The following is an 18798-nucleotide window of genomic DNA, read 5'->3' as shown; positions in this document are numbered from 1 at the left end:
AATTAAAGTTTGACCTTCAGGGTCTGGGTGATGTAGTCTTTGTTGGTTTGGGCGCACTGGAGTGCAGTACGTCCCTGATCGGGCACGCCGTCGAGTTCAACGATACCCCAGCCGTTAAAATTAATATCGCTCAGGGCTTTGAATACGGCCGGTACGTTGACGTTGCCGCGCCCGAGTTCCACGAATTTGTAGGCGTTGGGGTCGTTGGGCCGGTCGGGCAGGGGCGACTTCGTGTCTTTCAGGTGGAGCGAGTGCAGGATGTCGCGGTATTGCCGAACGGCTTTTTCGGGCTGTCCGCCACCCTGCCGGTAGTGGGCAATGTCGAGCAGCAGCTTCACCGCGCTGGGGTTCATGGCCTGCACAATCACGTCGACTTCCGCCGGGGTTTCACCCAGTTGATGCATGTGATTGTGGTACACCGCCTGCACACCCAGATCAGCCGTTTGTTTGCCAATTTCGTTCATCACCGTGGCGAGCCGTTTTAGTTCGTCGGTGGTGGGTTGCCGGTCTTTGGGCCGGGCCGAATTGGTGAGCTGAATGGCCGACCCGCCCAGCGCTTTCACAAACGAGGCATGGGCAACGTGCTGATCGATAGTGCTTTGGTACTTGGCCGGATCGATTTCGACGTTACCACTCGAAAACATGGCAAGCTGTAGGTTGTGCTGTTCCAGCAGGGCGCGCAGTTCCGAGGGTTTGGCGCGGTAGGGCCCGAAGGTATTGGCGCGCAACTGAATGCCCCGATAGCCCAGACCCGCCAGATCGGTGATTGCCTGCTGATCGTTGCCGCCCCACGTGATGGCTGAGTACGCAATTTGTACGCCTGATTTGGCTCGTGAGTAGGCGAAGCTGTCGGCACCAGCCCCGATGGCCAGCGCCGACAAACCTGCCAGGGAAAGGAATTGCCTGCGACTGAGGCTTTCCTTTTGATGAGGTTCGGGAATAGTCAGTGCCGGTGACGTTTCGTACACTTGACGCACTAAAGTTATGTTTTTTGCCTGATCTTTCACATAGCATCAAAGAAAGCTATGGATAGTTCCTACTAAACGGAACGGCCAAAATACGAGAAAGCGGTCGCGGGCTTCACCGGGTCTGGCTAACCACTGTGAAGCCCGCGACCGCTTTCTGCGCGTCGATTACTTCGAAATAATCTTGACGTTGATCTTCTTCTGGGGCTGCTTGCCCAGATCGCCGGGTTTAACGCCGGTACCCAATCCGATGGCATCCACGCGCAGGTAGTTGATACCCGCCAGAACAAGCTGCTGTTTGATCACGTTGACCCGCTTGAACGACAGGGCTTTATTGGTCAGGCCGAGGCCCGGTGCGTCGTTGGCGTAGCCCTGCAACTGCACCTGCATCGTGGGGCGGGCTTTGAGCTGCTGAACCAACGTGTTGATCTGGCCCTGTGCGGCGGGTGTCAGGCTGAACGAGGCTGGCGCAAACGTGACGCCCGACAGCTCAAAAATGCGGCCTTTAGGCTGTGTGGCGTCGTTCAGGTACGTTGTCAGGGCCGTGTTGAAGGCCGCATCGCCACCCGCCGTCGGTGCCGTTCCGATTCCGGTCGCGGTCGTGGCCGATGTAGCGCCTGCCGTTGCGGACGCCGGGCGTGCGGCGGTCGTGTCAACGGGAACGGCCAGAGAGCGGGCTACGGTGTCTGACTGGGCGGTATCGCTGGAAACCAGGGCACCGTCCAGGCCGGTATCGGTCGAGGCCGAATGTTGCTGGGTATTTTGCCAGGCGTAGTACCCCAGCCCGCCGAGGGCGGCCAGAATAATAAGCCCGATGAGCCACTTGCTGAGCGAATTGCCGCCGTCTTCATCCGGGTCGGGTTCAAACGATACCGTCGAGGGGGGGACGGGGCGCGTGGCGGTGCCCGTACTGCGCAGGGGAGGCGATTGGGCCGCCCGTTTGGCCGGGGTGGCTACCCCCGCTACAATTTGCTGAATACCAACCTTTTCAACAAGTTGGGGGAATAACCCTTCCGGTACGGCATTGATAAACGCTTCACGCTGATCGAAGAGCGAGGCTGCAAGGCCATCAGCGTCGAGTTTTTTCTCCCGAACCTGTTTGCCCAGCACATCGAGCACAACGGCCGCCGTGAGGCCCAACAGCGAAATGGCCGATGAGTTACGGATACCGGCGTAGCTGGAAATCATGCTCGCAATGGAGCTTTTCATGGCGGGCAACAGCCGACTAATCGCCTCGTTGCCGTTGGTGATGACTGTATGCGTTTGGGTGGCGTCTTTCAGGACGGCGTTCAGATTGGCCGCCAGCGCGCCATCATACCCACTCTTTTGAAGTTGACTGTATAGTTGATTAACGCCAATCTCGGTGGTGGTGCGTTTGAGTAAGCCCCCAAACACAGTGTGTACTAAGCCTTCGACGGCTTTTGTGGTTTTCTCCGCAGGTTCGTCCTCATACAGGGCAATTTTAGCCAGTATTTCAGGGGTCAATACCTCGTTGAATGCACCAAATAATGTCATGATGGTTGGTCAGTATACAGTTACGCTGCGAATGCCCTCTTGTCGTTCCCTCTCGATGCTGTGCTGCACTGTTCTTGCTGGGACGTTCGGCTGGTGCAAAGTGAATTTATGCCGATAAAATTAGCCAGACTTGCCCTTAGCGACAACTGAACCCTCTGATAAATTTAGTGAGTTGGTCGTCGTCGTAGCCCGTCAGGGTAGCTGAGGCGGCCCAAAAAGACCGGCTTGTCGGAGCCTTGCGGCTGGTGCAACGGCGGGCCTTATCGTTTCTGCAACTGCTGCAAAGCCAGCTGATAATCGTCGTCGACGGCCCGCAATCGTTGTTGGCAAAAGGCAATGAGTTCGGTTGCCTGCCTGATTTTTCCCGGTAGTTCATCCAGCGGAACCGTTTCGTTTTCTATCTCGTCAACGAGTGAGGTCAATTGTTCGTATGCTTCCTGATAAGTCATAGCAGGTAATATACGAGTGAATTGTGAGGAACCGCTCGGCAGGCTGCCGGATAAACCACGCCTCAACGACAGGATACGGGCATTTATCCATAAAAAAGGCCCGCATTGGCAGGCCTTTTTTGATCAGAACAATTTTTCGTTGGGGGGCTTCACGCCTTTCAGCCGGATATACACCGTGCACTGCCCGCGGTGGTGCGTCTGGTGCTCAAAGGCTTTGGCCAACAAGACTTCGCGGCTCATTTCGCGTTGCCCCATTTTCACCACTTCGGCCAGTTGGGCATCCGTCATGCCTTTTACGGCGTCGATCATAAAGTCGTAGCTGTCCATGACGGCTTTGGTCAGGGCAGCCTTCGATTTCAGATCGTCCATTTTTTCGAGGCTCTTGCCCTGCATCGGATTGGGCTTGCCACTGGCCATTGCGCCAAAATTGTAGTTGGCGTTGGCAAGGTGAAGCAACTGCTCGGCAAAACTGCGGATCTCCGCCGTGGGCTTGAAACCGACCCCGTCTTCGGGCATGGCGTCCAGATACTCCTTCGTGTATTCTTTGGCCCGCTGCCAGTCGGCCGTTAATTGGGCAACTGGTGTGATGGGGCGGGCGGCCTGGGCCATGCCCGTGAGCAAAAGGGCCAGCACCAGCAGGTTAAACCGGATCAGTAGGGGTGTTTTCATGCGATTGGTTGATTTTGAGAGGATTAAGATTGAAAAGCCGAAAGTACGGGATTCCGTCGGAATTTAAGTCTGAAAGTGGCGGGACAGGATTACGAAGCCGATTCGGTCGGGGCGGCAACGGTCAGGTCCACGACGCCATCGGCCAATTGGGCCTGCACCGCCGCGCCGGGCTGAAACTGCGCGGCACGGGTCAGAATTTTACCCTCTTGGCTCAGCATAACGTACCCACGACGCAACACGTTGATGGGATCGAGGTGGCGCACGGTGGTGGCTTTTTCGGTGAGGTCGATGTGGCGATTGCGCAGGTACGTTTGCGTGCCGTGCCGGAAGCGGTCGGTAAGCCACTCTACCTCTTCGCGGGCATTTTGCAGGGCGGTGCGGCTGGCTTCGGCCACCCGATAGGCCATTTGCAGGCAGTTTTCCTCGAAAATCCGATTCTGTTCGATCAGGAAGGCGGCGGCTTTGGTCGGCGTTTTCACGCTCAGGTGGCACAGCATGTCGGTAATGCTCACGTTGCGGTCGTGACCGATGCCCGCCAGAATGGGGTAGGGAAAACTGGCAACGGCCACGCCCATACGCAGGGTGTCGAAGGCACCAAAATCCAGCTGCGAACCGCCGCCCCGCACGATCACGACCCCGTCGTAGGGTACGTCGGCGCGGGCAATCTGCTCAAGCTGGGCGCAGATGGCTTTGTCGGCCCCCTGCCCCTGAATCTGGGTGAGGTATTCGTCGACTACGAACCGGTAGCCCCAGGGGTTGTTGGCCAGTTCCTGCCGAAAGTCACGCCAGCCGTCGGAGTTGGGGGCGGTAATCAGGGCAATGCGTTGCCAGACGGCCGGGCGGTCGAGCATCTGGTTGGAGGTGATGTATTGCCCCTGGTCCAGCCAGACAACCTGCGAATGGTCGCGCACGAGGGTATCGAGCACGGCCTGCCGTTCGCGTTCAAGGTTGCCGAGGGTGTAAGCATGGTCGATCTGATGCACCTCCAGCCGGAGCCCATAGGTGGCGTGGTAGCTCACCGACACCAGCAGCAATAACTGAATATTGCGCGCAAAGGCCACGCTGGTGGCCGTTTCGAACTGCCGGATGATAGGGTAGTTTTTGCGCCAGATAGCGGCGTCGAGCTTGGCGACGGTCTGGTTGCCTTCGCGTTCCACGAGCGTCAGAAAACAGTACTGCCGGTCGGGGTAGTTTTTGATATCGCTCGTTTCGGCGATGACCCACATGGCCTTGCCGCCAAAGCTGTCTTCCAGCACGGCATCAATCGTATAGGCAAGGTCGGAGAGGCGGATGGGAGACATAACGTTCAGTTTACAGTAGGCAGTTGCAAACCTACTCAGGCGTGGGCCAACTGCCTACTGTAAACTGAAGACTGCCTACTGATTTTAGCAGCAACCGCCGCCGTCGTAAAAATAAGTGGATGGCGAAATAAAGATATCATCGCGACCCAGGGCGGCAAGCGCACCGGCGGTTTTGTCGCAAACGGCGAGTGGCTGGTTAGGTAGCAGCACGTGGCCTTTGTGGTCGTCGAAATGATCGTCGTTGCCGAAATAGATGGCCGTGCGTCCGGTGAAGATGCAAGGGCCGTCGGCGGGCATCGGGTCTTTGATGGCGCAGATCTCAACGCTCTCAATGTAGATGAGCTCGTTGGTGCGGTAATGGTTGGGCGACAGCACGCGGTAGGCCCGTTTGGCACGTACCTCAACGGTGCCGAAGCCAATGCCGGTGATCACGTTCAGGTACGTTTGCAGCGGCAGCGAGCCGGTGAGGCAGAGCGCCCGCAGGCGGTCGTCATTGCGCAGTTCGTCGGACATGGGTTGCTCGCAGGTGGGGTCCGACATCACGAGGCGGCCGTGGGGTTTCAGCACCCGGTACATCTCCTGCAAGGCCACGCGCAGGTCGTCGGCCTTGAAGATGTTGAACAGGCAGTTCTGCGCCGCCACGTCGACGCTATTGTCGGCAACGGGCAGGTCGAGGGCGCTGCCTTTGCGGATGTCGATAAAGTCGCGCCGGAACCAGTCGTTTTGCGCTTCGGCTTCGATCAGGTTTTCGCCGCAGGCCGCCAGCATTTCATCGACCACATCGACACCAATGATTGCCCCCGGCCGACGGCTGAAGTAGGCAAACTGAAGCAGTTCCATGCCGCCACCAATCCCCACATACAACACCGTGGGGTCGTTGACCAGATCGCGGGGGTTGACGGTGCTGCCGCAGCCGTAGTTCATGTCGAGCATCCGTTTGGGCATGCTCAGGCCCGGCAGTTGCCAGACGGGGTTAGTGGTGCAGCAAAGGCCAACGTCGGGCGTTTCGGCGGCCTGCTTATAGACGTCGATGGTTGTATCCAGGTACGACATGGATGGGGAGCGTTGAAGGGTTGGTTTATACCGTTAGGCTGTCGTGCCGCCGCAGCTCGACCCGGCACCGGCCGTGCAGGCGTAGCAATGCTCGCTGACGATGATGGTGCGCTGGGTGAGGGCTTCGGCGTTGAAATCGCGCACGTGCCGGATGGGGCTGTTTACGTTCAGGTCGAGCATCTGGTTGAAATCGCAGTCGTAGAGCTGCCCGTCCCAACCAATTGAAATGGTGTTTCGGCACATGACGCCCGCTGCGGCCGCCGGGTTGAAGGCGTTGACCAGCTTCTCCATGTACGCGTCGTAGTTGCCCGACGTCAGCAGGTAATCGAGGTAGCGGCTGACGGGAATGTTGGTGATCGCGTACAAATCGTTGAACGTGAGATCGAACTCGTCGGCGAGTACCCGCTTGAACTGCCGTTTCAGGCCCTCCTGGCTACCCGGCAAAAACGCTCCGTTGGGGTTATACACCAGATTCAGCAGCAAGCCGGTTCCCTCTTGGCCATACCCCACGGCATTGAGCATGCGCATGGCCCGGATCGAGTCGGCGAAAACACCCTGCCCGCGTTGCCGGTCGGTTTTATCGGCATTGTAGAACGGCAACGAGCTGACTACCTCGATCTGGTTGTCCCGGAAAAACTCGGGCAGGTCGTGGTATTTGGGGTTGGCCACGATGATCGTCAGGTTGCAGCGCACAATGATGTGGCGGCCCTGCTTGCGCAGTTCCGTGACAAACCAGCGGAAGTCGGGGTTCATTTCGGGCGCGCCGCCCGTCAGGTCCACCGTCCGGATGTCGGTCGGAGCCAGGGCGTCGAGGCATTGCTGCATCGTTTCGCGCGTCATAATCTCCTTGCGATCCGGCCCCGCGTCAACGTGGCAGTGGCGGCACACCTGGTTGCACATCTTCCCCACGTTGATCTGGAAAATATCGATCTGAGTGGGACGAAGCGGAAACAGGCCAATGGGGGCGAGCTGCTCGCGGAACGTGGGTAAGCCCAGTTTGCCAAACGCGTCGCCTTCAATGACATCCAGCTGCGCCGCCGCACTGGCTAGGGTATGGTTAGAAGCCCGGAGTGATTTCATCCAGTAGACAGGGGGAGAAATAATGTATAATGAATGATATATAATGGGCTTAACGCACAAGTGCACTACCGGCTACCATTGTCCATTATTCATTATACAGTTTACATCCTTCACTTCACATGCTCAAGTCTTTGGCTTTGTTCATCATCTGGACGCCGTGAACGAGCGAGGCCCCGCCCCGGATAGCGGCCGCTACGTGAACTGCTTCCATCATTTCGGCTTCCGAGCAGCCCTTTTCGAGGGTATCGGAGGTATAGGCGTCGATGCAGTAGGGGCACTGCACGGTATGAGACACCGCCAGCGCGATGAGTGATTTCTCGCGGGCAGTAAGGGCACCTTCCGCAAAAACGGCCCCGTAATAGCTGAAAAATTTATCGGCCAATTCCTTTTGGAACTCACCAATCTTGCCAAACTTCTTCAGATCGGCGGGGTCATAATACGTCTGCATGGAGAAGGACTTTTAGGTATATACGTAAAAAGGGAGAATTGGATGCGAAGAGAAAGATTGGTAAAGAGTGAAAGCGATAAAGAGCGAAGGAGTGCTTCTCTGGCGTCAGCCAATCACTCGTTCGCTCCTTATCGTTTTCACTCATTCCTCATAGTCCTTCAAACTGCCGCAGGAAACGGACGTCGTTTTCGAAGTAGAGGCGCAGGTCACGTACCTGGTATTTGAGCATGGTGATGCGCTCGATGCCCATCCCGAAGGCGAAGCCGGTGTATTCGTCGGGGTCGATGCCGCAGTTTTCCAGCACGTTGGGGTCGACCATGCCCGAGCCGGCGATCTCGACCCAACCCGTGTATTTGCAGACGTTACAGCCGCTGCCGCCGCAGATCTGGCACGAAATGTCGATTTCGGCGCTGGGTTCGGTGAAGGGAAAGTACGACGGCCGGAACCGGATTTTGGTGTCTTTCGTAAACAGCTCTTTCACGAAGTGATAGAGCGTGTCTTTAAGGTCTTTGAAGCCCACGTTCCGGTCGACGTAGATGCCCTCGACCTGGTGGAACTGGCAGTGCGCCCGCGCCGAAATGGCCTCGTTGCGGTATACCCGCCCCGGCATGATCGATCGGATGGGCTTGAACCCGCCAATTTGGCCAGCGGAGCTGTTGCGGACGTGCTCCATCAGCCGAATCTGCACGTTGGAGGTGTGGGTACGTAGCAGCACGTCGGCAGAGGGGTTCTCGGCCGATTTCTGGACGAAAAACGTATCCTGCATTTCGCGGGCCGGGTGGTTATCGGGGAAGTTGAGCGCGCCAAAGTTGTACCAGTCGGTTTCGATCTCGGGGCCGTCTGACACGTTGAAGCCAATGCGCTCGAAAATCTGGATGATCCGCTGCCGCACGATGCTCAGCGGGTGCTGCGTGCCGGTCAGGTTGGGGATAACGGGCAGCGTAAGGTCCACGGCGGGTTGGGCAGCGGCGGCCTGCTGCTGGGCGTCTACGACCTCCTGAAAGGCCGCGAACCGCTCCTGCGCCCGGTTTTTCAGGCCGTTGAGTTGCTGGCCCAGCGCCCGGCGCTCATCAGCGGGGGCGGTTTTCAGCCCGTCGAACAGCTCCGTGACGGCTCCTTTTTTACTCAGATACCGCAGCCGGTACTGCTCCAGTTCGTCTTTGCTGGTGACGGTCGCCGCGTCGATTTCGGCGTATAGTTCGGTGATTTTGTCAAGCATGGTAAGCAGATTTGACGTTTGAGGTCGACGGGTTGATAGGGCTCAACCCACCTTACGCTGCTGCGCTGGCCCGCGCCAACCGTAACCAGTAACCGCCAAACGTCAGACTAATTTCCTCAAAGATAACCGTCCCGGCTTTTAATTGCCGAGTGCCGGGGCCTCATCCACGGGAATCGTGATGATAAAGGTGGTGTATTCGCCAGGCTGCGTATCGACCGACAGCGTGCCGCCGTGGCCTTTGGTGATGATGTCGTAGCTGAGCGATAGCCCCAGCCCCGTGCCCTGCCCGGTGGGTTTGGTGGTAAAAAAGGGCTGGAAAATCTTGCGTTGCAACTCGGCCGGAATACCGTTGCCGTTATCCTGTACCCGAATCTCGACGTGTCCGTCGAGTTGCCGTGTATAGAGCCAGACCGTGGGGTGATACTGGCCGGCGGGCTGGGTGCGGGCTTTTTCCCAGACGGCGTAGAAGGCGTTGTTGAAGAGGTTGAGCAGCACCCGGCCCACGTCCTGCGCCACCACCGTCACGGGTTCAAGCACCGGGTCGAGGCTGGTGTGCAGGTTGGCGTTGAAGGCCTTGTCTTTGGCGCGCAGGCCGTGGTAGCTCAGCCGCAGGTATTCGTCGCCGAGGGCGTTGAGGTCGGTGCGGTTTTTCTCGCCGGTGCTGGCCCGGCTGTGCTGCAACATGCCCCGCACGATGCTCGCCGCCCGCTGCCCGTGGTGACCAATTTTGCCCACGTTCTGGTGGATGTCGTTGAGCAGTTCGGCTTCCAGTTCCGGGTCGCGCTGATCGGCGGGGCGGGCCTGTTCCTGCCGGAGTTCATCGAGCAGTTCGACCGAGACTTCCGAGAAGTTGTTAACGAAGTTGAGCGGGTTCTGAATCTCGTGGGCGATGCCCGCCGTGAGTTCACCCAGCGACGCCATCTTTTCGCGCTGCACCAGTTGCGTCTGAGTCTCACGAAGTTCCTGCAACGACTGGTTGAGCTTCTGGGTACGTTTGGCTACCTGCCGTTCGAGCGTTTCTTTCTGCTGGGTCAGGATCGCCTCTTTTTCGCCCGACAGCTTCTCCACTTCGGCGAGTCGTTTTTGCAGATCCGAGTTGGTCTGGTCGTGCTCTTTAGCCAGCAAAAACGCCAGCGTAATGGGTATGCCGAAGCCCGCCACGGTGCGGAGCACGTCGAGTGCTTCGTCGGCCAGACTGGGCGTCTTCCAGAACACAAACAGCACACAGATGGCCCCCAGAATAAGCACCGCCACCAGCGCCGAGAAGCTAACGAGGATAACGACGGCTTTTTCGCGGGTACGTACCTGGCGCATGGCGATCGTGGTGATGCGCAGCCCGTCGATGATGAGAACTACCGCCCCAATGCCCAGCCCAATGCGTGGTAATTCGGAAAGCAGGCCGCCTTTCTGATAATCGGCCTTGTACATCAGGAGCAGGCAGACGATAGATATGATCGTGACCGACCAGAAGACCCGCCCGTGTTTGTGCTGAAGGTACAGGTAATAGGTGGCTGACAGCATGAGCGGGAACGAGTAGCTACACAGGCTGCCGATGTAATCCACCCAACTGGTCAGGGGCAGTGAATGGATGTAGGGTGTGGCATTGTTGGCGACACCGTTGAGGCAATACAGCAGGGCCGTAAGCCCAAACACCAGGTTGATGGTCTGGCGGCGGTACACGTAATACAGAAAATGGATGGCCCCCAGCATCAGAAACGACCCGATGAGCAGGTATTCGATGAGCGTGTCGCTGTGCGTTTTGGCAACCCGGTGCTGCATGTACGACTCTGGCCGGCAGAGGGTTACCTCGAGCGTTTCCTTATTCTCGATGTAGGCTGGCATACACCAGGGCGTGGGGTGGGTAGAAAACCGAACCGCCAGCGTATGCAGCCCCGGCGCCAGTTTAGGCAGCATCATGATGTCGCCCCGAACCCGTTTGTAGCGTTGCTCGCCCGCGGCCGTTGCGCTCACCGTTCCCAACCGCTCATACAACGTACCATCGAGGTATAACTCGGCGGCGCCGTTCAGAAAGACATCAAAGGCCAGTGATTCGCGGGCCAGGGCGGAGTCGAGCCGAAACGCCAGCCGAAACCAACTGATGCCCGCCTCGGCGACCTGCGGCAGGCGGCCAATGCGCCGGGTGGGTTTGACGGTCTCCCAGCGGCTGTCGTCAAGGGTCGGGCTGGCCCAGGCGCTCTCGTCGCCCGCCCGCCACCGCCAGTCTGTTTTGAAAGACAGCCCGTTTTTGGGAATCGAATCGACCCGAAAGGGCGCCGTTGCCCGCTGAGCAACGCTGTTGATCCCAAGAAGCAGCAGGCAAAAGAGGAAAAGTGATCGCATACAGCCGCAATTTCTGTAAACATAAAGCCCCGGTCTGAAAACCGGGGCAACTGGTTTATTCCTTTTGTTGAAACGGCTGCTATTTACGCCTGCATGGCCGTTTCAAACGCGGCCATGTCGGCGTCTGTCAGGTCGAGGTGGGTCACGAAGCGCACCAGCTGCGGCCCGAACGAGACCGCCTTGATGCCGCGCTGCGCCAGCCGGTCGACGTACTCGGCGCTGCTGAGACCGTCGGTGAGCCGCCCGATAACGATGTTGGTATCGACGGGGAGCACCTCGACCACCTCGGGTTGTTTCGCCAGCAGCTGACCCAGTTGCCGGGCGCGCGAATGGTCGACTTTCAGGCGTTCGACGTGGTGGTCGAGGGCGTAAATGCCCGCCGCCGCCAGGAAACCGGCCTGTCGCCAGCCACCGCCCATGAGCTTGCGGAACCGCCGCGCCTGGGCAATGAACGTACCTGAGCCCAACAACAGCGACCCCACCGGGCAACCCAGCCCTTTCGACAAACAAATGCTGATCGAATGAAACAACCGACCGTAGGCTTCGGGGGCATCGCCGGTTTCGACCAGCGCGTTGAACAGCCGGGCGCCGTCGAGGTGCAGCGCCAGACCGCGTTCGTCGCACAGCTGACGGATGGCCGCAATCTCCGGGACGGTATAATAAGCCCCACCACCTTTGTTGACGGTGTTTTCGAGGCACACCAGCCGCGAGATGGGCCGGTGTACGTCGGCTGGGTTGTTGATCGCGGGCGCGATGAGTTCGGGCGTGAGCTTGCCCCGCTCGCCCGCCAGCAGCGCTACCGAGGCCAGCGCATTGACGGCAATGCCACCGCCTTCGTAGAGGTACACGTGCGAGAGCTGATCGCAAATCACCTCGTCGCCGGGGCGCACGTGCGTGCGGATGGCGAGTTGGTTGGTCATCGTGCCGGAGGTACAAAACAGGGCCGCTTCCATGCCAAACAGGCTGGCGGCTTTCTGTTCGAGGGCATTTACGGTTGGGTCTTCGCCAAAGACATCATCGCCAACGGGGGCGGCCATCATAGCGGCCAGCATGGCGGGTGTTGGGCGGGTTACGGTATCGCTGCGGAAATCGGGCATGAGTATTGATGAACAATGCACAATGAATAATGCACAATGGCACTGCTAAGATACCAGTCAGCGCGTTGGGCGAGCCATGGTCCAGTCGGTCATTTTATGAAACTGGGTACGTCTAACATACCTGGCCGTTGGTGAACACGAGGGCGTCTTCAGTTGGCGTAGAGCATAGCTGGAGGACATCTGCCTTGGATTTCAGTAAACTAGCGGCGTTGCCAACGGCCAACGCCAGACAGGGCTTACAGCGCGCCGAACTTCGAGGCTAGTTTTTCATTGGCTCTGGGTGCCAGCAGCTTGCCATGGCCGAATACGGCTTTGTCGAACGGAAGCTGAGAAACGGCCAAGATACTGCTTAGGCCGAGGGCTCGGTCTTCATACACGGTGCTGAAATCCAGCCCGGCTACGTTGGCGCAGAGGTCGCCGGCAATCAGGACGCCTTCCTGCTGCAACCACAACGAAATATGCCCGCTGCTGTGCCCCGGCGTGTGTAGCACCTGAAGCCCGCCCGCTATCGGCAGCACCTCCTTGTCGGTCAGGGGCCGGTCGACTGTGACGGGGTCAATGGCCGGGCTGCCCCGTTTGATGAACAGGTGGTAGACCAGCCAGTTGATCACGCCCGGCGACCGGTGAATGGGGGCTTCGCCAGCGGTTCCGTTCGCCAGCAAAGGGACGTCCAGGTGATACGCCCAGACCGGAATGCCCCACTCGGCGCCGAGGGCGGCCGCGCTGCCTGCGTGGTCGGGGTGGCTGTGCGTCAGGATGATCCGCTTGAGGGAGGCTGGGTCTTTACCTGCCTGGCGAAGGGCCGAGACGATGGCCTTGCTGCTGTCTTTGTAGCCGGTATCGATCAGGGTCAGCCCATCGGCCCGGTCGTCAATGACAAACACATTGACGACACCCAGACTGATCTGGTAGAGCGACGCCGTCAGCTGACGCAGGGAGGCCATGGGTAACAGGTTTAATGTTGTGGTAGATAAACGGTAAAGGTAGCCCCCTTCCCCGGCTGACTGCTGGCGGTGATCAGCCCGTGATGATTGTCGACTACTTTTTTGACGACCGCCAGACCAATGCCCGTTCCGGTGTATTTGCTGCGGCCATGCAGGCGATGAAACAGCTCAAAAATACGCTCTTGGTAAGCTTCATCAAACCCGATTCCCGCGTCGGCTACGCACAGGCTGACCCACTGGTTGCTGGCCGACTGCCGGGCAGGATACGGAAGCTGATCGGCCTCGAGCAAGTGGGTGGTGATACGTACCTGAGGTGGCTCACCGGGCCGGGTAAATTTCAGGGCGTTGGTCAGTAAATTTTGCAGCAATTGCCCCATCTGGGTTTTGTCTGCCGGGATGGCCGGCAGGGCGTCACCGCTTTGGGTGATGGTTGCTTTGGTGGCCTGGATGGTCGTTTCCAGATCGTCCAGAGTGGCCCGAAGCAGGTCCTGTAATGACACGGGCTCAAACGGAGTCTGTAGCGTAGTGAGGCGCGAGTAGTCGAGCAGGTCTTTGACCAGCGTCTGCATGCGAATGGCTGCGCTCTGCATTCGCTGCAACAAATCCTGGCCGTTGGCATCCAGCACAGGGGTGTACTGTTTCAGCAGCAGATCGCCAAAGGCGTAAATCTTGCGCAGGGGCTCCTGTAGGTCGTGCGAAGCGACGTAGGCAAACTGCTGGAGATAATCATTCGAGCGCACCAACGCGGCATTGTTGGCTTCCAGTTGCTGCTGGTACGTCCGCAGCGGCGTAATGTCGGTGGTGATCATCAGCACACCCGTCTGAAAAGGGGAGATGGCATAATCGTAGGTAATGCCCAGCTGCGGGTAGTCGACGGCCTCCTGAAGGGGCTGACCCGTGCTGATCACCGCCGTCAGCGCTTTGAACAGATCGCGCTCCCGAATCGCCGGAAAAAGCGTCAGCAGGTTTTGCTGCCGGATCGACTCGTGCGTAAAGTCACGGCCAACGAAGGGGGCAAACAGCGTCTGTGTGGCCGGGTTTGCCAGCGTAATCCGAAAGTCGGTGAGTTGATGCGCTTCGTCATACAGCGGTTCGAGCACCAGAATACTGGTGGCCGAACTGTTGAGCACCTCCGTGATCAGTTCCGACTGGCGCTGTTGGGCCAGCTGAGCCCGCTTGAAGGGGGTAATGTCCAGGTTCGTGATCACGAACCCGTTGCCGTGGGGGACTGCTGTACTATCGAACCAGGACAGCTGCGATGGTCCTTCGTAGGTCGTTTCAAAGCGCTGACTTTCGCCCGATTCCACCACGGCTACGTAGCGCTCGAAGATGCCGTTTGTTTTCAGATGAGGATACAGGTCCAGCAAGCGCCGCCCGGTGGTCGACGGATACGGGCGGAAGTCACGGTACGCCGCCAGTTCGTTGCCAGTGCTGGTCATGAAATCGATAATCTGGCCATCCGAATCGCGGATGGCTTCGTAGTACCGAACCGCCGCTGGTGAGCTGTTCATCACGCTGGCCAGCAGTGACGCGGTTTTTTGCCCTACGGTAACGTCCTGAAACGAGACCAGCAGCCCATCGCCATACTTCACCACCGAGACGTCGAGCCAGAGGTCCAGCGTAGGCAGGTGCAGCAGTTGGTCATGCGGCTTACCCGATTCAACGACGGCTACGTACTGATGAAAAAACGCGTATTCCTGCATCTTTTCGTAGCGCTTACTGATGGGTTGAGTCAGAATCGTCTCCCGGCTTTGCCCGACGATATCGGCCCCAACCTGATTGCAGAGGATGGCCTGGAAATCAACAATGACCTGGTGTTCATCCCGGATCGCCCGGAAGACGACAAGGCCGCTTGGCATCGTTTCCACAATGTCGGCCAGGGCCAGCGGCTCCTCGGGGTCACGTCGCTCCAACGAAAGCACCAGCCGGCAATCGTCAACCTGCATGAGATCGCAGTGGTAGGTGCCGTCGGCGGGATGGGCAAACGTAAACTGGGTAGGTAAGGCCTGATGGACCGCCGACTCTAGCCGTTCGATCAAGGCCGGGGTACTGAATGGCAGGGGTAACTGGTCCAGTTGGGCACCCATCAGGTCGCTATGTAAGGCCCGCCCATCAATTGTCGCTTGTATAACCCTGCATGCGTTTGCCGGTTGGCCGAATGCAAGCACCAGTGTTGCCTTCCTGACCAGATCGGGTCGGGTTGGGTCAGGCAGGGAAAGACGATTCACAGCACTAGGTTTGAAAAAGAGGATGTACTCGTAAAGCTAAATGTACTACTAAATCCAGCTAGTATGTACTAATTGATCGATCACAAAAGTGGCTGTAGAGCATCGGCTTCGTAGAGTGGCAAACAATCAGTCAGTTAACGGGTAAGTTGGCTGTGCCGGGTCAGTATTTTAACCGAATTTTTAAGCGGACCGCCGCTTAGTATGCGCTTCTGCCTGTAGATCGCGCTGTTGCTAACCAGACACCAGGTAATACGGCTTGCTTCAAAAGAAATGATGAAGACAGATTCCCGCGAATCGCCGCCGTCCCAACTTACCAAACGATCAAAAGGCCGCCCTATTTCCCGATCATAAACCAGGGCATATAGCTTTGTGTAGCTACACTGGCAACTACTACATTGATTGGGTCATGAAACACGCTCTATTCGTATTGGCTATGCTATCGACGCAGGTGCTGCTGGCGCAGACCAAGGCCGATCGGTTATCCGAACTGATGAAAACATATCATGGCTATAACATGTTCGACGGTGCCGTCTTGGTGGCAGAAAATGGCCACGTTATTTACAAAGATGCCTATGGATTAGCCAACAGAGAATGGGCTATTCCTAATTCAACGGATACCAAGTTTATGCTTGGGTCAATTTCTAAACCCCTTACCGCAACATTAGTATTGATACTGGTTCAAAAAGGGCTTATAGACCTGGATGAAACCGTTGCTTATTACCTGCCCGCCTTTAAGAATAAACCGGCTGCCAACGTGACGATCCGGCAATTGCTGAACCACACGTCGGGAATGCCTAATTATGATATCATCAGCGATTTCTTTCCACGGATTAGCCGCCAGTATTTTACCAGAGCTGCTTATTTGACCGTGTATAGCGACTCGGCTCTGGCGTTTGTTCCGGGCACGCGTTATCTGTACAGTAGTTGGGGCTATTTTACCTTGGGGTGTATCATCGAAAAAGTAACGGGGAAGACCTACGCGCAGGCTATGAACGAGGAGATTTTTAGTAAACTGAACATGAAAAGCTCTGGTTCTTACGCGCACACGCAAATTGTGCCCAAACGGGCATCGGGCTACGACTACGGATTCGGAAACTACGTGAGCGCTGACTTCAGGGACCAGTCCAACACGATGGGAACAGGGGATTTGTACAGCACCGTGGAGGATTTGTTCACGTTTCACATGGCCATTGCCAACCATACATTGCTCAATAAAGAATTGACGCAAGCCATGCTGACGCCCGGTAGCCGACCCGCCCGATATGGTTATGGGTGGTTTAACCAGCTGTTCCGATATACGCCCACAGACAGTGTCAAGGCGAATTACCACCTGGGCTCCACGGAAGGCTTCATTTCCTTTATGATTCGGATGCCTGACACCAATAGTATGGCCGTTATTTTATGCAATAGTGCCCCAACTGATTTCTTTGGTATTACGAAAAACATAGTAAGGGTTTTGTACGATAAACCGGTTGTGTTGAAAGAGCCGGTTCATAAAAAAATGGAATCGATTATAGCCAGTTCTACTGCAGAAAAAGCCGTAGCTGCCTACAAACGTATGAAGGCTGATACCGCCCATTATTCCGTAGATTGGCTGCAGTTGTATTACCTTGGCGAAAAACTATTAAGCTTGAAACGTTACGAGGATGCCCGCCTGATTGCGGAGAATAACGTACGGGAATTTCCTGACCGCGACCTCGTTGCCCTGTCAATGGCCAATATCTATTTGGCGTTGAACAGAAAAGAGGATGCTATCAACTTCTACAGGAAAACGCTTCAGTTAAATCCCGATAATGAAGAAGCGAAAAACAGACTAAAGGAATTGTAAAAGTTGCCAGTGAACAGTACGGCTTCGCTACCTGGTTGGAAGGCCGTTTGGTGGGCAGGTCCCGTCCGTCTTACAAGGTTATAGCCCCGCTGTAAACAGACTAATCAGCCAGAGCGTGGCGAAGGTAGCCAGGCCCATCAGCAGGGTCATGAGGCTGTAGGAGCGGACCATCGTAGGCGTGTCGATCTGGCCAAAGCGCGACACTACCCAGAAATAAGCGTCGTTGGCGTGCGAAACGCTCATCGATCCCGCGCCCATCGCGCCCAGCACCAGCAACCGGTCGAAGTCGGTCTGAACGCCCAGCGCGGGCAGGAGCGGCAACACAATGGCACTCACCGACATGATAGCGACGGTCGATGAGCCCTGCGCCGTTTTGAACACCAACGCCAGCAGAAAGGGTAGCCATAGCGGAATATGGCCCGCCGTGCCGCCCGTCGCTGTGGCCCAGTTGGTGATGGTCGACTCCAGGCCGATGTGTTTGATGATTTCGCCAAAGGCACCGCCACCCGCCACGATCGCCAGCACCGGCCCGGCTTTGTGGATGGCATCGTCGAGCACGGCGTTGACCGTTGCTTTGTCGATGCGGCGAAATAGCGTCAGGGCGATCAGCATCCCGATCGCCAGCGCCATTACCGGGTCGCCCACAAAGCGGATGAGGGTGAGCAGCAGGGGCGGGACCCGGTCGGGCGCCAGCAGGAACAGGGGCTTGGCGGCAATCAGCGCAATGGGCACCAGCACCGCACAAAATGCCCCGACGGGTACCGACGCGCCGCGCTGCTGCGGGGCTGACTCGTTCGCCTGGTCAACGGGCAGGCGCGGTGCTGTCGTCTGGTCGCCCCGATCGACGTACCTGGCCCACAGGTAACTGACCAACGTACCTGGCACGGCCAGCAACGTACCCAGCAACATCATCTGGCCCAGGCTATCCTGGCCTGAATCGGGGTTGAGTATCCCGACGGCGGCGGTTATGCCGGGGTGGGGCGGCACCAGGCAGTGCACGGCGTAGAGCGACCCGGCCAGGTTGAGCATCAGCCGCAGGTGATACCGGCCCAGCCGTTGCGCCAAGGTCAGCACCAGGCCACTCAATACAATAAAACCCGAATCGCAGAAGATGGGCAGGCCGATCAGGAAGCCGATCAGCGTGACGGCCAGCGGCGTGCGGTCGGCGCGGCCGGCCGATTCGCCCACCGTGCGCAGGATAAAATTGGCCAGATCGGTGGTGGCGTGGGTGCGGTCGAGCAGGCTGCCGAGCATGGTGCCCAGCACGATCAGCAACCCAACTTTTTCGAGGGTGTGGCCGAAGCCCGTGCGGATGTGGGTGAGCACCGTCTCGCCGGGAATACCCGCCAGCAACCCAACCAGCACCGCCAGCCCGAGCAGTACCACAAACGTGTTCAGTTTGTACCAGGAACTCAGCAGAATAATGGCCAGAATGGCCAAGGTTAGCAACAGCAGGGGCGGCATGGTGGGGGCAGGAAGGATACGGGGTTTCGGTGGCCGCAAGGTACAATCGCTTTCGCGATTGCCTATCACCTGGGTACGTTCGACCGGCGGCTGTTAAAAAAGCGTAAACGTCGGACGAGCAGTCGGCGTGTGTGACAACCCATTCACGCCGTTTCGGGCCTTGTGGAAGGTTGCGGGTAAACGCATCCAACCAGTTAA

At 57.7% G+C, this 18798-nt stretch carries 15 protein-coding genes; 1 reads left to right on the top strand and 14 read right to left on the bottom strand.

Annotation, left to right across the window (positions count from 1 at the left end):
- Nucleotides 1-2 precede the first annotated feature (2 nt).
- The 13 genes from FAES_RS19310 to FAES_RS19250 all read right to left on the bottom strand — a co-directional run bounded on the left by FAES_RS19310 (nucleotide 3) and on the right by FAES_RS19250 (nucleotide 15167).
- Nucleotides 3-881, bottom strand: coding sequence for a sugar phosphate isomerase/epimerase family protein (locus FAES_RS19310; RefSeq protein ID WP_015332902.1), 879 nt, complete (start codon nucleotides 879-881; stop codon nucleotides 3-5).
- A gap of 252 nt (nucleotides 882-1133) precedes the next feature.
- Nucleotides 1134-2480 carry a DUF937 domain-containing protein gene (locus FAES_RS19305; RefSeq protein ID WP_015332901.1) on the bottom strand — a complete coding sequence of 449 codons (1347 nt, stop codon included), beginning with the start codon at nucleotides 2478-2480 and terminating at the stop codon, nucleotides 1134-1136.
- A 260-nt stretch (nucleotides 2481-2740) separates the two neighbouring features.
- Nucleotides 2741-2929 (bottom strand): exodeoxyribonuclease VII small subunit, encoded by a 189-nt coding sequence (gene xseB, locus FAES_RS19300; protein ID WP_041258143.1) that lies wholly within the window; start codon nucleotides 2927-2929, stop codon nucleotides 2741-2743.
- 123 nt (nucleotides 2930-3052) lie between these two features.
- Nucleotides 3053-3598: a DinB family protein gene (locus FAES_RS19295; protein WP_015332899.1), complete on the bottom strand. Its 546-nt coding sequence runs from the start codon at nucleotides 3596-3598 to the stop codon at nucleotides 3053-3055.
- A gap of 89 nt (nucleotides 3599-3687) precedes the next feature.
- Nucleotides 3688-4899: an exodeoxyribonuclease VII large subunit gene (locus FAES_RS19290; protein WP_015332898.1), complete on the bottom strand. Its 1212-nt coding sequence runs from the start codon at nucleotides 4897-4899 to the stop codon at nucleotides 3688-3690.
- An 84-nt stretch (nucleotides 4900-4983) separates the two neighbouring features.
- Nucleotides 4984-5952, bottom strand: coding sequence for an arsenosugar biosynthesis arsenite methyltransferase ArsM (arsM, locus tag FAES_RS19285; protein WP_015332897.1), 969 nt, complete (start codon nucleotides 5950-5952; stop codon nucleotides 4984-4986).
- A 33-nt stretch (nucleotides 5953-5985) separates the two neighbouring features.
- Nucleotides 5986-7032 carry an arsenosugar biosynthesis radical SAM (seleno)protein ArsS gene (gene arsS / locus FAES_RS19280; protein WP_015332896.1) on the bottom strand — a complete coding sequence of 349 codons (1047 nt, stop codon included), beginning with the start codon at nucleotides 7030-7032 and terminating at the stop codon, nucleotides 5986-5988.
- Nucleotides 7033-7147: 115 nt separating this feature from the next.
- Nucleotides 7148-7480 (bottom strand): arsenosugar biosynthesis-associated peroxidase-like protein, encoded by a 333-nt coding sequence (locus FAES_RS19275; RefSeq protein ID WP_015332895.1) that lies wholly within the window; start codon nucleotides 7478-7480, stop codon nucleotides 7148-7150.
- 148 nt (nucleotides 7481-7628) lie between these two features.
- Entirely contained in the window at nucleotides 7629-8699 is a 1071-nt protein-coding gene (gene pheS, locus FAES_RS19270; RefSeq protein ID WP_015332894.1) for a phenylalanine--tRNA ligase subunit alpha, read from the bottom strand.
- Between the two features lie 138 nt (nucleotides 8700-8837).
- Nucleotides 8838-11039: an ATP-binding protein gene (locus FAES_RS30655; protein WP_015332893.1), complete on the bottom strand. Its 2202-nt coding sequence runs from the start codon at nucleotides 11037-11039 to the stop codon at nucleotides 8838-8840.
- Nucleotides 11040-11122: 83 nt separating this feature from the next.
- Nucleotides 11123-12136 (bottom strand): threonine aldolase family protein, encoded by a 1014-nt coding sequence (locus FAES_RS19260; RefSeq protein WP_015332892.1) that lies wholly within the window; start codon nucleotides 12134-12136, stop codon nucleotides 11123-11125.
- A gap of 236 nt (nucleotides 12137-12372) precedes the next feature.
- On the bottom strand, nucleotides 12373-13080 hold the full coding sequence (locus tag FAES_RS19255) for an MBL fold metallo-hydrolase (protein WP_015332891.1): 708 nt from the start codon (nucleotides 13078-13080) through the stop codon (nucleotides 12373-12375).
- Between the two features lie 11 nt (nucleotides 13081-13091).
- Nucleotides 13092-15167: a PAS domain-containing sensor histidine kinase gene (locus FAES_RS19250; protein ID WP_015332890.1), complete on the bottom strand. Its 2076-nt coding sequence runs from the start codon at nucleotides 15165-15167 to the stop codon at nucleotides 13092-13094.
- Nucleotides 15168-15714: 547 nt separating this feature from the next.
- Between FAES_RS19250 and FAES_RS19245 the strand changes: the two genes are divergently transcribed.
- On the top strand, nucleotides 15715-17136 hold the full coding sequence (locus tag FAES_RS19245) for a serine hydrolase (protein ID WP_015332889.1): 1422 nt from the start codon (nucleotides 15715-15717) through the stop codon (nucleotides 17134-17136).
- A gap of 78 nt (nucleotides 17137-17214) precedes the next feature.
- Here the strand turns inward: FAES_RS19245 and FAES_RS19240 are convergent, their stop codons facing one another.
- Nucleotides 17215-18600 carry a GntP family permease gene (locus FAES_RS19240; protein WP_015332888.1) on the bottom strand — a complete coding sequence of 462 codons (1386 nt, stop codon included), beginning with the start codon at nucleotides 18598-18600 and terminating at the stop codon, nucleotides 17215-17217.
- Nucleotides 18601-18798: the final 198 nt, after the last annotated feature.

Origin of the sequence: Fibrella aestuarina BUZ 2, assembly GCF_000331105.1 — a bacterium.
Taxonomy (GTDB): Bacteria; Bacteroidota; Bacteroidia; order Cytophagales; family Spirosomataceae; genus Fibrella; species Fibrella aestuarina.
The sequence above is the reverse complement of the archived record's forward strand: the minus strand, read 5'-3'. Positions and strand labels throughout refer to the sequence as shown.

Bases quoted from the DNA above. Each gene is read 5' to 3' on its own strand.
- FAES_RS19305 (WP_015332901.1), bottom strand. From the start codon at position 2,480: ATGACATTATTTGGTGCATTCAACGAGGTATTGACCCCTGAAATACTG.
- xseB (WP_041258143.1), bottom strand. From the start codon at position 2,929: ATGACTTATCAGGAAGCATACGAACAATTGACCTCACTCGTTGACGAG.
- FAES_RS19295 (WP_015332899.1), bottom strand. From the start codon at position 3,598: ATGAAAACACCCCTACTGATCCGGTTTAACCTGCTGGTGCTGGCCCTT.
- FAES_RS19290 (WP_015332898.1), bottom strand. From the start codon at position 4,899: ATGTCTCCCATCCGCCTCTCCGACCTTGCCTATACGATTGATGCCGTG.
- arsM (WP_015332897.1), bottom strand. From the start codon at position 5,952: ATGTCGTACCTGGATACAACCATCGACGTCTATAAGCAGGCCGCCGAA.
- arsS (WP_015332896.1), bottom strand. From the start codon at position 7,032: ATGAAATCACTCCGGGCTTCTAACCATACCCTAGCCAGTGCGGCGGCG.
- FAES_RS19275 (WP_015332895.1), bottom strand. From the start codon at position 7,480: ATGCAGACGTATTATGACCCCGCCGATCTGAAGAAGTTTGGCAAGATT.
- pheS (WP_015332894.1), bottom strand. From the start codon at position 8,699: ATGCTTGACAAAATCACCGAACTATACGCCGAAATCGACGCGGCGACC.
- FAES_RS30655 (WP_015332893.1), bottom strand. From the start codon at position 11,039: ATGCGATCACTTTTCCTCTTTTGCCTGCTGCTTCTTGGGATCAACAGC.
- FAES_RS19260 (WP_015332892.1), bottom strand. From the start codon at position 12,136: ATGCCCGATTTCCGCAGCGATACCGTAACCCGCCCAACACCCGCCATG.
- FAES_RS19255 (WP_015332891.1), bottom strand. From the start codon at position 13,080: ATGGCCTCCCTGCGTCAGCTGACGGCGTCGCTCTACCAGATCAGTCTG.
- FAES_RS19250 (WP_015332890.1), bottom strand. From the start codon at position 15,167: ATGGGTGCCCAACTGGACCAGTTACCCCTGCCATTCAGTACCCCGGCC.
- FAES_RS19245 (WP_015332889.1), top strand. From the start codon at position 15,715: ATGAAACACGCTCTATTCGTATTGGCTATGCTATCGACGCAGGTGCTG.
- FAES_RS19240 (WP_015332888.1), bottom strand. From the start codon at position 18,600: ATGCCGCCCCTGCTGTTGCTAACCTTGGCCATTCTGGCCATTATTCTG.